The sequence below is a fragment of the Faecalicatena contorta genome (assembly GCF_021531995.1).
GTDB classification, from domain to species: Bacteria; Bacillota; Clostridia; order Lachnospirales; family Lachnospiraceae; genus Dorea_A; species Dorea_A contorta_A.
On the sequence record NZ_JAFBIZ010000076.1, the window covers coordinates 1 to 14,908 of the forward strand.

At 41.4% G+C, this 14,908-nt stretch carries 18 protein-coding genes; 2 read left to right on the forward strand and 16 right to left on the reverse strand.

What is annotated here, in order from left to right; genetic code table 11:
- Positions 1-287 precede the first annotated feature (287 nt).
- From ltrA to JQM82_RS10550, 3 genes are all read right to left on the reverse strand, one after another.
- The gene (ltrA, locus tag JQM82_RS10540) at positions 288-1,592 is read right to left on the reverse strand and encodes a group II intron reverse transcriptase/maturase (RefSeq protein WP_235250282.1); all 1,305 of its coding nucleotides are present in this window, start codon (positions 1,590-1,592) and stop codon (positions 288-290) included.
- A gap of 749 nt (positions 1,593-2,341) precedes the next feature.
- Entirely contained in the window at positions 2,342-2,818 is a 477-nt protein-coding gene (locus tag JQM82_RS10545) for a hypothetical protein (protein WP_235250283.1), read from the reverse strand.
- Between the two features lie 85 nt (positions 2,819-2,903).
- The gene (locus JQM82_RS10550; RefSeq protein WP_235250284.1) at positions 2,904-3,761 is read right to left on the reverse strand and encodes a DUF4367 domain-containing protein; all 858 of its coding nucleotides are present in this window, start codon (positions 3,759-3,761) and stop codon (positions 2,904-2,906) included.
- A gap of 147 nt (positions 3,762-3,908) precedes the next feature.
- Between JQM82_RS10550 and JQM82_RS10555 the strand changes: the two genes are divergently transcribed.
- A complete protein-coding gene (locus tag JQM82_RS10555) occupies positions 3,909-4,976 on the forward strand; it encodes an undecaprenyldiphospho-muramoylpentapeptide beta-N-acetylglucosaminyltransferase (protein ID WP_235250285.1) in 1,068 nt (355 codons plus the stop codon).
- Positions 4,977-5,028: 52 nt separating this feature from the next.
- On the opposite strand, the gene JQM82_RS10560 is transcribed toward JQM82_RS10555, so the two are convergent.
- A complete protein-coding gene (locus tag JQM82_RS10560) occupies positions 5,029-5,586 on the reverse strand; it encodes an RNA polymerase sigma factor (RefSeq protein WP_235250286.1) in 558 nt (185 codons plus the stop codon).
- Positions 5,587-5,609: 23 nt separating this feature from the next.
- On the reverse strand, positions 5,610-6,020 hold the full coding sequence (locus JQM82_RS10565; protein WP_235250288.1) for an HIT family protein: 411 nt from the start codon (positions 6,018-6,020) through the stop codon (positions 5,610-5,612).
- Positions 6,021-6,109: 89 nt separating this feature from the next.
- Between JQM82_RS10565 and JQM82_RS10570 the strand changes: the two genes are divergently transcribed.
- Complete coding sequence (locus JQM82_RS10570) at positions 6,110-6,865, forward strand: two-component system sensor histidine kinase NtrB (protein ID WP_235250289.1); 756 nt, start codon at positions 6,110-6,112, stop codon at positions 6,863-6,865.
- Here the strand turns inward: JQM82_RS10570 and JQM82_RS10575 are convergent.
- From JQM82_RS10575 to JQM82_RS10620, 11 genes are all read right to left on the reverse strand, one after another.
- Entirely contained in the window at positions 6,803-7,417 is a 615-nt protein-coding gene (locus tag JQM82_RS10575; RefSeq protein WP_235250290.1) for a rhomboid family intramembrane serine protease, read from the reverse strand. The two genes, JQM82_RS10570 and JQM82_RS10575, sit on opposite strands and share 63 nt — an antisense overlap.
- Positions 7,418-7,539: 122 nt before the next feature.
- Positions 7,540-8,277 (reverse strand): DUF6382 domain-containing protein, encoded by a 738-nt coding sequence (locus JQM82_RS10580; RefSeq protein WP_235250291.1) that lies wholly within the window; start codon positions 8,275-8,277, stop codon positions 7,540-7,542.
- Positions 8,255-8,677, reverse strand: coding sequence for a TadE family protein (locus tag JQM82_RS10585; protein WP_235250292.1), 423 nt, complete (start codon positions 8,675-8,677; stop codon positions 8,255-8,257). Before JQM82_RS10585 ends, JQM82_RS10580 begins: the two co-directional genes overlap by 23 nt.
- 3 nt (positions 8,678-8,680) lie before the next feature.
- Positions 8,681-9,112 (reverse strand): A24 family peptidase, encoded by a 432-nt coding sequence (locus tag JQM82_RS10590; RefSeq protein WP_235250293.1) that lies wholly within the window; start codon positions 9,110-9,112, stop codon positions 8,681-8,683.
- Positions 9,113-9,163: 51 nt separating this feature from the next.
- On the reverse strand, positions 9,164-9,973 hold the full coding sequence (locus JQM82_RS10595; RefSeq protein ID WP_235250294.1) for a TadE/TadG family type IV pilus assembly protein: 810 nt from the start codon (positions 9,971-9,973) through the stop codon (positions 9,164-9,166).
- 91 nt (positions 9,974-10,064) lie between these two features.
- Complete coding sequence (locus JQM82_RS10600; RefSeq protein ID WP_331472878.1) at positions 10,065-11,429, reverse strand: DUF5702 domain-containing protein; 1,365 nt, start codon at positions 11,427-11,429, stop codon at positions 10,065-10,067.
- Positions 11,426-11,575: a Flp1 family type IVb pilin gene (locus tag JQM82_RS16230; RefSeq protein ID WP_268827716.1), complete on the reverse strand. Its 150-nt coding sequence runs from the start codon at positions 11,573-11,575 to the stop codon at positions 11,426-11,428. Before JQM82_RS16230 ends, JQM82_RS10600 begins: the two co-directional genes overlap by 4 nt.
- Before the next feature lie 242 nt (positions 11,576-11,817).
- Complete coding sequence (locus tag JQM82_RS10605) at positions 11,818-11,997, reverse strand: hypothetical protein (protein ID WP_154322947.1); 180 nt, start codon at positions 11,995-11,997, stop codon at positions 11,818-11,820.
- Complete coding sequence (gene istB / locus JQM82_RS10610) at positions 11,990-12,766, reverse strand: IS21-like element helper ATPase IstB (protein WP_154322948.1); 777 nt, start codon at positions 12,764-12,766, stop codon at positions 11,990-11,992. The genes JQM82_RS10605 and istB overlap by 8 nt, the downstream gene beginning before the upstream one ends.
- Complete coding sequence (gene istA, locus JQM82_RS10615; RefSeq protein WP_154322949.1) at positions 12,766-14,238, reverse strand: IS21 family transposase; 1,473 nt, start codon at positions 14,236-14,238, stop codon at positions 12,766-12,768. The genes istB and istA overlap by 1 nt, the downstream gene beginning before the upstream one ends.
- A gap of 205 nt (positions 14,239-14,443) precedes the next feature.
- On the reverse strand, positions 14,444-14,818 hold the full coding sequence (locus JQM82_RS10620) for a DUF6262 family protein (RefSeq protein WP_235250296.1): 375 nt from the start codon (positions 14,816-14,818) through the stop codon (positions 14,444-14,446).
- Positions 14,819-14,908: the final 90 nt, after the last annotated feature.

Sequence of the window (14,908 nt, forward strand, 5' to 3'; positions counted from 1 at the left end):
GGCTTCGACTTGTTTGGCAGCCTTACCCTCACGAAAGACCTTATATGTGATTTCTGTCCGTCAGACCGGAGATTTGCTCATGGTTAGTCTGTTCCCACATCCAGCTTCCTTCAGATTCCACCTCACGGTGGACACCCTTGCTTTCGACTATATCCTTCCCACTGCCGGGCGGATTCGGGTAGGGTCAAGCGATGGCGCGGTAGTTTCCGTTTCCATCGCCTGCCACCTCAAACCGTGCATGAGGTTCTCCCTCACACGGCTTTCCGATAATCTTCTTCCCACAGCATTCAAAAGACTGCTACATATCTTTTCTTATTTAGATAATAAAAGTACTCTATTCCACTGGTTGCATACCACTTTCGAAATCCATACAACACATGCTCTCTGTATTTCTTCTGTTTTCGCCTGTAATACACCCGTCTCCATAGCTTCATCCACACGTATTCATCAAGCTGTTTAAATCGTTTTGTTGAGTTTCCATGCTGAAAGTAGTTTCTCCATCCTCTTATGAGTGGATTTAATTTCTCCACCTTTTGCTCCAGACCCTCATAGGTTGATTTTCTGCAAGTAATTACTCTGATTGCATCCTTTACCTTTTTCATCGCCTTTTTACTAGGCATCATATAAGGCAACTTCCGTCCACTTTTGGTTTTACCAAACTTCTGGTAACGGAATCCAAGAAAGTCAAAGCTCTCCTTATTCATATCTACAATCTTTGTTTTCTGCGGATTCAACGTCAGTTTCAACTTAGTCATTATTCTTTTCAGATGCTCAAACGCTAATTCTGCATCTTTTCTTGTTCTGCACACAATCACTGCATCATCTGCATATCTGACTATGACGCCCAGTTCCTTACGATTTTCCCAGTAGGAGTCCAATACATGAAGATAGATATTTGCTAACAACGGACTAATGACTCCTCCTTGCGGTGAGCCTTTTTCCGTTGGATAATATTTCCCATTTTCAATGACTCCTGCTTGTAACCACTGTCTGCATAACTTAATGACCCTTCTATCACTGATGCGACGATTTAATAATCCCAGTAGTATTTCATGATTGATGTTGTCGAAGTATCCCTGTATGTCTGCATCTACTACATACCAGTTTTTATACAATTCTTTTTTCACTTTTTCTGTAGCCTGTTTTGCATCTCTTTTAGGGCGAAATCCATAAGAACTATCTAGAAAGTTTGCTTCAAAGACAGGTTCTATCACTATCTTACAGGCTTGTTGCACAATCCTGTCTCTAATAGTCGGTATTCCCAATGGTCTTTGCTTCCCATCCGGTTTTGGAATGTATACTCTCTTTACCGGCTTGGGTCTGTATTTCTTATTCTTCAAATCCTCTTGAATATCCAACAAGTATTCTTCTACTCCGTATTCCTCAATCATTTCAAAGGTAATGCCGTCTATCCCAGCGCTCCCCTTGTTTTCTCGCACTTCTTTCCATGCCCGCCACAAAATATCCAGGCGAAAGATACGGTCATACAACGCATGAAATCTGCGTTGCTTATCCTTTTTGGCTGCCAGGTATAGATTACGTTGAAGTTGTCGTGATTTTTCTATTGAGTGTTGTTGTCCAATATTTGGCATGCACTATCCCTTACCTTCCCGTTAATCTTGATTAAAGCAGAGCCCCTTTTCTCCCATTGTTTTTCTTACCAATAGTTCATAGATACTATGGGCTCCTCCGACTTCTCATACCACTTCCCAAGAAATTTCGCATGCGTGCTTATATCCTCAGTTACATACTTGTGGTTATATGATGGTATGAGATCTCTTCTGTTCCGTTATCAACTTTCATAACATTCCGCTCCCTCTACACCGAAGGGTTCTTCAATGCTGTACTCCAGTATCTCCACATCTTCCATGGTCTTCGTCAGAAAGTCAGTGACTCGACTCCCTCTTGTCCCTTACAGGGCTAACGTAACGATGCTACAGGATTCACTTTATGTTACGGACTGCTATTTTGCACCTGTTTCTCACAGGCATACCTCGCTTCAACACAATCGGTCACCCAAAGGCATTGGAGGTTCGCTACAAGGCTCACTGGCGATTACCTTGACCAGACTTTCACTGGCAAGCCGATAACAGCTTGCAGAACACACGACTTGCACCCGTTAGAAACGTGCGCCGCCAGGCGCACCAATACGGGAAGAGGGATACTCGTCCGCCTTGCGGATAAGTATCCCTCTTCCCTGTAAAAGCATTTTTCATTTTGACATAATCATACTGGGCAGTTAACATGTTACACTTGGACTTTCACCAAGCAAAATATTGCAAGATATGTTGATAATATAACTACTTCTCCCAGCACTTCTTAAGATTTTTGAATCTCTCGATTACTCAACATAGACACCGTTGGTAAAAGAACTGCTCACATCGCTATTTGCCGCATGTGTACAGCGAACCCGGTAATAATATCCTCCTTCTACCTGTAAGGTTCTGTTGGCGGATACTCTGTCCGTGTTCGTACTTTCCTTTATCCATCCATCATAGATTGACCAGGCATCATCACCTTCCCGTGCCCGTTCCACAGTAACTCCGATCCGCACACTATCTACTACTTGAGCTGCAATCGTCGTTCCACCTGCATAGATTTCTCCCGGACCAAGGACAACACACTTGGAATAGCCTGTCAGCAAATCCACACCTCTGGTAATCTTTGTGTCATAACCGATCGACTCCTCGTCATGCGTCAGATACGAACCGTCCAGTATCGGATCTGTGGACGCCGCTTTTGCTTCCTGCATTGATCCACATACCAACCCCAGCGTCAATACCAACGCACAACATACAGACATAATTTTCCTTTTCATATTTCACCTCCCATCTGATTCTTATAGGCTTTTTTCCACCCTCATATATATAAACACATAACTTTTCAAAAACTGACGCGTTTATTTAAAAAAACAAATAATTAATTATAATATCGAAATCTTCAGCACTCATTGTTCCTATCAAAAAATATTCCAAGCCATTATATTGAAAACTTGCAGAACACCTCGTTTTCTTGCTATTCAAAACCTCATACACCTTAATCTCTACTTCGCAATACCCTGTTTCTTTTACATATGAATCAATTAATTTATCTTCTACATCTATACCCCATGAACTGTTTTTATACGATGCATTTATAAAATATGCTACTATACTATCCTTATATTGATAAATTACTTCTGCAACCTGAATCTTCTCGTCCAATTCCATTCGATTAAATTGTATACCTTCTGGACCATTTACAATTTTAACCGGCATTATTCCAAACGCTTTATTTATCTCTTCATATGCGGTCTCTTCATCATGTTCTACTATAACCAGATTATCTTCACTGGAATCTGTTTGTTCCACCTCACGCTCTCCGACCGCCTGCTTCATAAAACGCACGATTCTCTCCGGCCCACCGATACTGGTCAGCCCGACTGCCATTACAAGTACCAGCACTGCTGCCAGACCCACGTAAAGTCTCCAGCCTTTTTTCCGTCGCACCACTGTTTTTGCCGGAACATCTGCATTCTTTTCTTCCTGCATAATCTTCCGTCCGAGTTCAAGCGCTTTCCGATCCTCGTCCGATAATTGAGCAACTGCCTGTTCCTGCTGTATCTCAAGAATCTGCTCATCAATTTTGGCACGTAAAGATTCTTTCATACCTTCCGGCATGCAGAGGCCTGTATCATGTCGAATACTCTCCTCTTCTTTTTCTGCCGATTTTCTGAATTCTTCCTGCAAGAATTCAGTCAATTCATCTTTATGCTCTTCCATTTTTCCATCCTCTACTTTGGCACATCACTTTCATTCAACCATCTTGCACCACTTGCCACTTGACCATTTTCCCAGTAAACGTATAATATATAGTATAACATATGTCTTTTTCGACATAGATATGTATATCAAGATTGGGAGGTCATTATGAAACGCATTATCTTAACTGGCGGCGGCACCGCTGGGCATGTTACCCCTAATATTGCATTGCTGCCTCGTCTTAAAGAATTACAATATGATATCCATTACATAGGCTCTTATAATGGAATCGAAAAGGATCTGATTGAGCAGTTTGGTATTCCATACCATGGAATTTCTTCCGGTAAACTGCGTCGTTACTTCAGCGTTCAGAACTTTACGGATCCTTTTCGTGTCATCAAAGGTCTGGGAGAAGCCAGAAAACTGGTAAAAGTTCTCCAACCGGATGTTATTTTTTCCAAAGGCGGTTTTGTGTCCGTTCCGGTAGTTCTTGCCGGAAAGGGCTGTCATGTGCCGACGATCATCCATGAATCTGACATGACACCCGGACTTGCCAACAAGATCTCTCTTCCTTCTGCAATCAAAGTATGCTGCAACTTTCCGGAGACCATGGAACACCTTCCGGAGGGGAAAGCTGTTCTGACAGGATCACCGATTCGTCAGGAGCTTTTATCCGGCGATAAATACAAGGCCCGCGACTTCCTGCATTTTACATCCGATAAACCTGTGATTATGGTTGTCGGCGGAAGCCTTGGTTCGGTAGCTGTCAATGATGCAGTACGCGGTATTCTTCCGGAACTTCTGAAATCTTTCCAGGTGGTTCACCTCTGCGGAAAGGGCAAGATTGATTCATCCTTGCAGGGACTGGAAGGATATGCCCAGTTTGAATATATCAAAGATGAACTGAAAGACCTCTTTGCTCTGACAGATCTTGTAATCTCGCGAGCCGGTGCAAATGCCATCTGTGAATTGCTGGCACTTCATAAACCGAATCTGCTGATTCCACTTTCTGCCAATGCAAGCCGCGGTGATCAGATCTTAAATGCCCGCTCCTTCGAACGTCAGGGATACAGCGTTGTACTGGAAGAAGAAGAATTGTCTCAGGAAGTTCTTCTTAACGCGATTCAGAATCTTTACGAAAACCGCAAGACCTATATCAACGCAATGAAGAATTCTCCTCAGCAGAATTCCATTGATACTATTATAGATCTGATCGAATCCGTCGTTCGCTCATAATGCATTTTTCATAACTTTATGTGACAAAACAGGTGTCCTTCAGACACCTGTTTTATGTTTCATGCAAGTGGTCCTGCCGTCCTTTATAATTCTTCCGTATCCATCTTTTCGCCCGATACAGCATGCTGTAAAGCACTTCCTGACTAACACCCATAATTTCTGCGACTTCTTTCTGTGGTTTTTCCAGAAGATATGTAAACGTAATTGCATCATACCAGCGTTCATTCTTGCGATATAACGCTTCCAGAATATCTCCTGTATATCCTCTTACTTCACATTCTTCCAGCTTATTCATAAAGACGTCTTCTGCACTGTTTTCCAGTGCATCCGTGTATCCTTCTGTTTCCAGTTGATCCATGCTCTCCATCAGCATCTCCCGATGCGTATCTCTTTTGTAATTCAAGCTCATATATTTTGCAGTCAGAATCAACCATGGGCGAATTGCATTGAGATTTACATGCTCCATGTTTACAAACAATTTAATAAATACGCTCTGTACAATCTCTTCTGCTACATGATGGTTCCCGGAGTATTTTAACGCCACCTTATACACAATCTCGGCATTTCCCTCATAGACCATGTCAAAAGTAGTTTTATCTTTAGACTCCATTCCCACTTTTTAATCCTTCATTCCTATTGTTTTATTTTTGATAAGATATCCTCTTTATCTTCTTCGGTCAGTTCTCCCATCTTCCAGCCCAGTATGACACCGTCATCTTTATGTCTCGGAATCAGATGCATATGAAAATGGAATACCGTCTGACCTGCCGCTTCTCCATTGTTCTGTACGATATTATATCCATCACATCCCAGAATGTCCGTAAGCTTCGTGATCATCTTTTTAGCCAGCACAAAAACCTTTGATGCCAGTTCATCATCCAGCTCATACAGATTCGCATAATGCTCTTTTGGAATGATCAGTGCATGTCCTTTTGCCGCCGGACTTGCATCCAGAATCACTCTGAAATCTTCATCCTCATACAGTGTAGCAGTTGGGATATCCCCGTTTGCAAGTTTACAGAATATACAGTTATCATCCTTCATTTTTCTCATCCTTCTTTCTTAAAAAATAGTAATTGATTATTTCAACCGCCAATGCTAAACTGATACATCAGAAAGGGGCGGTATCGATTATGTTTCATTCGACAGACTATGACAAATTACAACAGATAATGCAGGAAAGTCCGGAAAAATCAGAGTTGCTCTCAAGGCTTCTTGAGTCTCACCACATGGATATCAGTACCATCAGTCATGAAATTCGCAACCCTCTGACTCTCGTTTACAGTACCTTACAACTCATTGAATCACAACATCCGGAAGTTCTTTCTTTTGACCACTGGTCTGAGCTTCATCAGGATATAGAATATATGACACAGCTTCTGGAAGAACTGTCTTCCTATAACAATGGGGAGCGTCTGAATACCCGTCTGACAGATATGAATACTTACCTGAAGGTTTTATCTTTGTCTTTCGCTTCATCCATCATAGATACGGATATAGGGTTCTCCTCTGAAATCAGACCTGATCTGCCTTCCATGCTCATTGATCCGGTCAAACTGAAGCAGGCACTTCTGAATCTGTTAAGAAACGCACGCGATGCAGTTCTTAACAGCGACGCTTCCTCTCGTCCATCCATTCGTCTCACTGCATGCACGAAGAAAATGTTTCTTAAGATCACGATTTCGGATACCGGCTGTGGAATCCCCGCCGATGAGATATCTTCCATCTTTGAACCGTTTATCACACACAAACCAGATGGCACCGGCCTCGGACTTCCAATCACCAGACGTGTGATCCAGGCTCATGGTGGTTCTATCAAAGTCTCATCAGTACCCGGAGAAGGAACTGAATTTACGATTTTTCTTCCTGTACAGGAAAACACTCAATAAAAAGCCCGCAATCAGTCCTCCTATATGCGCCATATTATCCACTCCGCCGCTGCTGTATCCATAATACAAACTCAGGATAATCATAAAGACAAGTCCTTTTCCCGATATATCTCCAATACGTCCTCTGTTACGGATTGCTATATACAATAAAGCCCCTATCACTCCAAAGATCGCGCCCGAAGCTCCGGCGGAAATAGCATAATCACCCACACGAATATCCCAGTATGCAGACAGAAGATTTCCGCCCAAACCACTGAATAGATATAGGATCACAAATTTCAGCTGTCCGATCTCATATTCAAGATTCCATCCAATTGCCGCAAGTATGACCATGTTATTCAAAAGATGATCAAATCCAAAATGAAGGAACATACTGGTAAATATTCGGTAATACTCTCCCTTTTCAATCATATACGGAACATACATCGCTCCATGTTCCAGAAGAAACATTCCGTCCTCTGTCATTCCTCTGAACGACAGAAACAAAAACACGATCACATTCACTGTTATTAATGCAACCGTACAGGGCGCTTTGATTTTATTTTTTTTCATGAATAATGCCTTTTACCCTTCAAAGATATGTTTACACTGGCTTTAGTATAGCATACCTGTCGGGATTTCTCTATGGGGTTTCTGATATTTCAGGGAGTCTCCTGACATTTCGAGTCTTCTCTCTACAGTTCCTCTTCTTCGATGTGCAGTCCATCCCAGTCACCCCATTTCTGTTTCTTATGCCGTCCAAGGAAACGTTTTACCGGTGTCCACATATTTTCTGTCTCTCTCAGAATGTTGCTCCCAAATTCCTGTTCTGTAATCCAGTCATGTTCCTCCGAATCATACTCCACATTCTTACTGACTGCTCTTACATCTTTTTCTGATCTTTTCTCTTTTTCCTCATTTACTTCTGTTTCCTGCATGCATTCAGCCATCAGCTTTTCCAGGCTGTAGTTCTCTTCCATAGTTTCTTTATGCAGCAAAAACATCAGCCGGACACATTCCTGTTCCTGATAATCTCCCTGTTTTACAAAATATTCCGTTAACAGATGAAATTCTTCCCATACATCCTGTCTGGCGGGCGGGTAATAACAAAAATAAAATCTCCCTTCTTCATAAAAAATATACTCAGGCTTCAATAAAATACAGTGAATGTTCAGAAGATATTCTTCTGTTACTTTTAAAACTGCTTTAAACTGCATCAAAAACATCCTGATATCTTCACTGCTAATTTTACTTCTTTCATACATAGCTTTCATAGATATCTTTCCACTGACATCATAGTCGTAACAGCTTTTTCCATTTATTCCTCTTCCCTCCACTCTCAGAATCCCTTCAAGAGTATTCGCTTTCATCATTTTCATCTGATAATCTTCCTTATATAACACAGGTTCTTCAATCGTGATTTTTCGTTCCATTTTTATTCTTCCACCTTCTGATATCTCGAATATAGGTCTCTGGTTCCGTCAACGATGCATATTTTACAGTCGACATCCGTATCCGATTCCACGAGGCTCTGACTTCTACTTTGATTTCTTTCTCTCCGATCCCGATCTTCGCACGTACTCCGGGAAAAAGAATACACTTACCCTGCAGACGTTGCTCAAACAGTTCCTGCAGTTCCTCGGCGGTAACCCCTTCCTGTTCTCTCGCTTTTGTACTTCCCACCACAACCGTCTCATAAGCCGCACCGGATATGATGTTTTTATCATGATAGTAAAAAACCGCCAGAATACATGACAGAATCAAGAATAAGATCATCGGCATCAAAAAAGACATTTCCACCGTGATACTTCCATTACACAATTTATTTTTCACAGTCTATCCTCCTTTGCATAACAGACAGATTACATATCCCGCAGTCAAAAACGGACAAAATGGCAATGTCTGTTTTCTGGAAAATCTCTTTCCTGTCAGGCAGATCATTCCTGCCATGGCAAGAAGAAAAAATGCTCCCGCAAGTATCTCCAGTAGTTTCCATATTCCCAGATAAATTCCCAGCATCATTATTGCAATACCATCACCGTATCCAATCTTTTCTCCGGTGAGCCATCCGACCACGAGAAAGCATAAGCCTATTCCCGCTCCCGCTGCCGTCTCCCATATACCCTCCATTCCCCACATCAACTGATAGGTGAACGCCATACATCCTCCCACCATCAGAATCACCAGCGGAATCTTTCGCTTTCTGACATCCTCCACGGACAGATAGATCAGAATTCCCATACAGATTGCATTACTGATCCCTTCCATTCTTTTCCTTTCTATAAATCAGATCTTCCTGATTATACTTCCATATCTTGATTAATAACCACATTTTGAACAGGCTCCTTTTCCAACTGCCTCTGATAACGGAATTGCATAGACCGTACGCTTCAATCCACTGCATGACAGCGATGTATGATAACGATCTCCATAATCCGTTATATATACCAGTCCTCCGTCTGAATCTCCACATTGATCACAGAGATGATATTTTCCTCCACTTTCATTACGAAGCTTCTTCGCTTTCTCCTTTGTTGTCATATGAATGGATAAATCCAGATGGGAGCAATGATAATCCCGGTGATATACGATACCCGTTTCCGTCACATATACGATCTCATCATCGGATTCTCCAAATTCATCTCTTTCATATCCGGTCCATGCTTTGATTCTCATGCTTTCTTTACAGGTAATCGGCGCGATCCCGAACATCGGGATCGGAATTCTGACTTTATAAACAGCCTCCAACTCGGCAATTCCTGTTTTAATCGACATTCTGGAGCCGTCACACTGAATCCCCGTACTTCCATCTACAACAATACTTCTCTCCAGCCTGTTCGGACCAACCGCATAGACTACATCATTTTCGATTCTGGAAGGCAACAACACCGGCGCTGTATAAGCTTCTTCTGCCAGTTTTTTCCCCGCATACTGCAGCCCACAACGAACTGCAGTATGAATTGCCATCATTTCCATCAGATATAGCAAGCTTACAACCGCAAGAAAAAAAACAGGTACTGCTATAGCAGCTTCCACCGTTATACTGCCTTTTACGGAAGAGACAAAGGAAGATGTCCTCCCGGACTTTGTATCATAGATAGGTTGTGAGGGGAGTATCTTTCTATTCATAATGCGAATCCTTCTCCTTTCGTCAGATTTTCATGTAGTCTGGGATTAATTTCGATATCCGGAAGGACATCTTCCTTTGCCTCTTTATAAGCTATTGATATCCATAATACGTTTTGTAATCGTAACTGATATTTCTTCGTAATGTACACTCTGTGTGAATCTCCATCCTGCTGATACAATAATCTGCATGAAAATATGGCTGTCCATATTGTATCCGCAGATTTTGCTCGATGATTCCCAATGTGCGAATCGCCGCCGTTTCTTTCTTTTCAAGAAATAATAGTACCCGCAGATATTCCTGATAATTCATTCCTTCTCCATAATCCATTCCTTCACTCGTATCTTCTTCCGTCCCCAATGCAAGAAACGCCTGCCAGGACAGCTGCCAGCTTTCTTCAGATTTGATAAATGGCACCCTTTTCCCAGCCAACAAAGAACGCATATCCATAATCGTCTCTCCATATGCCCATGCCAGAAGAATTGCCTGTGCTGCCGCCTCCGTAATTGCCGGTACGGCCAGCAGCACACACAGGGCTGCTGCCGTCGCCTCTGCTTCCGCTTTCTTCACAGAATCCGTCTGTATATACGCATAGTTCGGAACGAATCTTAAAATCATAAGTTTCTTAATTACCGTTTCCAGATTGTCTTTGTCGCTTTCCTGTCCTGCAATAATATATTCCAGCTCATAGTCCAATGGTCCTTCATGATCTTGTCCTGTAAACGATGAGAAATGCTCCAGAAGATACTCTCCGAACAGCAGCTTCCCAAGCTGCCCATTCTCTCCCCCTGCATCTGTAAATGTACCATGGCCGTTTTGCTTCTCCCGGTCAGGAAGCAGCTCTTCCTGTTCAATCCGTTTTTGCGACACTTCCTGTCCTTCCGTAAGAACCAGTTCCAGCAGCGGAGATTTTTTCAGCTGGATTGTATGCTCCAGTGGATTATTTTCCTGCGGAAGCTCCGCCTCCTGCTCTTCCAGAAGTTCTTCTATCCGATTTTGATTATCTGTTTCCTCCTTTGAATATTCCTGCGACTGCTTTTCCTGTTCTTTCCACAACGAGGACATACCCAGCATTTTTTCAACCTTCTGTATTCCATATCGATGTTTTATATATTGCACTGCCTGATCATAAAAAGTCTGACATCCCTGATCCGTCAGCAGCTGTATTCTTTCAATCTGATGTTCCATATGATCTGCTCCATAATAAGCCAGCCTGTTTACAATATTTTGTTCCGAATACTGTCCGGTTTCATAGCTTCCTTCCAGCGCAAAGATATCGTATTCTTCCAGAAGTTCTTTCTGATATTCTGCAAATACACATTCCAGAGCGCGGTTTGTATCTGCCCGGCGATAATTTTTTGCCATCTGTAAAGATGCACTCTCTATCATTGCCATAACAAACGACAATAAAAGAAGCAATATCAGACTCAGATACGCAGTCACTTCTCCGCTTATCAAATGCCCGCACTTTCGCTGGTTATTTTCTCGAAGATCGTTTCTACCAGGCTCGTAAGCTGAGACTTGAATATAACGACCAGGCCAATCAGTACAACCATAATTTTAGCCACATGTCCTATTATCCTTATAAACACTGGCTTTATCATCAGCGTCACTGAGTAGTTTCTGTCTCTTTCCACAACCATTTCCAAAAAAACTGTGTATGTCGTGTATTTGGTTAAACTTCTCAAATCCTAAATTGTAAACGTCAATGAAAAAGTTTACCACCCGCTAACGAAAAAGTTTACCACTCCGCTAGCGAATTAGTTTACCAGTTGCTACTGAAATTGTTTACCACTTTAGTTCTAATATATGGGAATGCCCGTGGTACAGACATTCCCAGGTTGACTTAACCGTAGAGTTCGTTTGATACATCCTCATAAGCTTCAGTCATTAAATCATAGTCTTTCTGTAATTCACTGACTGTATGCTCCAAATGCCAAATGTCTTCAATGAGACGGTTATACTCATAGATGATTTCTTCTCTGTTAAGAGAACACTCTGTATCAAGAAAGCGGTACTTAGACATTTTTCTTAGCCCCCTTTCTTCCTTTGTCGATAACAGCTGCATGCTCATCACGATAAGGATTGTCAGAGTTCATATTTAATACATGAGACATAAAGGTGAGTCTGCCAACTAAGGCTGCCACCATAGTCTTGTTTTCAAACATGCTTGTCCAATCAGAGAACTTAAGGTTTGTAGAAACGATAACACTCTGACGTTCTGCTCTGTCTGAAATGATCTTAAACAGAAGCTCCGACTGATGCAGGTTAAATGTAAGATAACTAAGCTCATCAATAATTAAAAGGTCAGCCTTTTCAAGCTGTTTCTCCAGACGCATCAGGCTTTTATTATCTTGTGCTTCTATAAGAGAGTTGGCTAGGTTAGCTGCAGTAAAGAAACGAACCTTCATACCGAGCTTGCAGGCATTAATTCCAAGAGCTATTGATAAATGTGTTTTACCGGTGCCGGGATTGCCTATCATAACGATGTTCTTGCGTTGCTTTATAAAATCACAGGTAGCAAGTTCATTCATATATGCTTCATCGATGTGCTCAAATCTGCTAAGATCTAGCTCATCGTATGTTTTTAGATAAGGAAATTTAGCAGCTTTAACAGCTCTATTCCTGGTGGCAGCCTGTCTGGCGTCATACTCATTTTTCATGACTTCAAGAAGGAAGTCTCCATAACCGGCTTTCTTATCAAGCTGCCTTACGATTTCCTCATAATTCCTAAATGTAGGTACCTTGAGGAGCTTTGCATAGAAATCAATGGATTCATTAATAAGCGTATTCATCAGCTCACCCCACATTTCTCATCGAATTTAGTGAGATCAGATGAATTGACATCGATGTCGCCACTTATCATTACTACATTGGTTTCTGGCTTTATATGTAGCTGACTACGTATGATATCAACGGTAGGAACTACACCTATTGGCAGAGAGTACTTGGCTTCAAGCACCTTCTCTTCACCGTAGTCTACACACAGACGCAGGAGTTTTACCATTTCTGCATTACCACCTGGAAGCTGTTTTCCCCAGTCGATTAATTCCTCTGCGACAGTTTCCCTTACAGGTTTAGCTTGGAATACACATCTTGGTTTACGCTCAAGTAAATCAATGTAATGTTCCAGACGATAAGCTGTTTTACCGCTACCATAGAGGCGGTCAAAGGTTGCAATCAGCTTGCCACGATAGAGTATAAGCACCTTGTCCGCGTAGCCTTTAACAGTAACAGTCTTTCGAAGGTATTTAATAGGCACAGAATAGTTATTCTTCTCAAATCTGACGGTAGAATAATCACCAACATCTGGTGTAGCTGTTCTGCTGGTATCATAGCGATAAGCAGGAATTGCGTGCAGGTAAGTCTTTTCAATACAATAAGCTTCTCGAACTGTATTTTCATGACTGGCAATCTTATGCTTATCTCTGTATGCAAGGCATTTTGTAAGCAGGTGCTCGTTAAGTTCTTCGATGCTCTTTGCTCGTGGAACTGGCACCATGAAATTCCTTCGGGAATAACCTACAAGATTTTCAACCAGGCCTTTTTCATTACCGCTGGCAATGTTACAAAAGTCAGTTTTAAAAGCGTAGTGGGCTGCAAAGGCTCTATATCCATCAGTGGCTACTGCATGTTTGCCAAAGCCTTCTTTAACAGCGACTTTTGCATTATCAAAGATTAGCCTGTTAGGAATGCCTCCAAAGTAATCAAACATTCTTTGCTGAGCTTCCAAAAATGCTTCAAGGTTTTGAGTTCGGAATAGCTGGACGAATATATCACAGCTATAGCATAAGCGTCCACAGAAGCTGTAGAGCTTGGTTCTTACACCATCTAGATATACAGTGCATTCGCCCCAATCTATCTGAATGGCATCGCCTGGATCATACTCAAGAGGCATATCAGCCTGAGCTGGAACATCCAGTTCTTTTTGAAGGTCATTAACAGCCTTACGTATGGTGGATTCACCACCAGTGAAACCCTGTTCTTCAACAAGCCTGTCATAGATACGTTTTGCAGTATGCTGTTGCTTTTTAAGACCTTCAGCTTCATCCTCCTTGAAACAACCGAGGATAAATTGTTCAACATCATCTGTAACGATGGTGTTGTCCCTGTGGTATTCCTTGCGTATACCAGGGATTGTGTCACCACTACAATACTTTTTGACAGTCTGTCTTGAGATTCCCAAAGTACGGGCAATCCAGCGAATAGACTTGCCATCATTGTAGTAAGACCTGATTTTGTAGTACATGTCCATTTCTACTATCACACCTTTCATCTCCTTTACGATTTATTAGGACTTAAAAATCATAAAGGTTTATTCCAAGGTGGTAAACTAATTCGATAGCGAAATGGCTAAAAGTGGTCAACTTTTATAATAGCGTTTACATCCTAAATGATTATCTATATAAAGCAAAACAGCCGATATATGTTTTTCACATAATCCGCTGCATGCTATTTTTCCTATTAAATTTTTATTTCTTCAATTCTTTTGTTAATTCTTCTACTTGTTTCTCTAATCTACTATTTTCTTTTTCTAATTCTACAATTCTTTTCTTTAATCGCATAACTGCACTTTTCAAATTATTATTTGTTTCTTCCAATGCTTTATCAAATATAACTTTTTTCGGATTATAGCATTCTCCTTGTTGAAGCAGTGCTTCATCTAAAGCCTTCCTAACTTCCGGATTTCTGTAAAAAAAACTTTTTGCAAATCCAGTACTCTTTGCTAAGGCAGTTACAGAAATACGCTCTTTTTTTTGAAACATTTTTTCAATCGCATCTATAGCAATTCCTGCTTTTTCTTTACTCTTTTCCTTATTTATTGCGACGATTTTATCATATTTCATTCTTATCTTCCCCTTTTATAAACGCTTCAATAAAGAAATTTCTTTTTTTCCAATTTGCTTTCGAAGTTTATCCATCTGCTGATAAAGCTG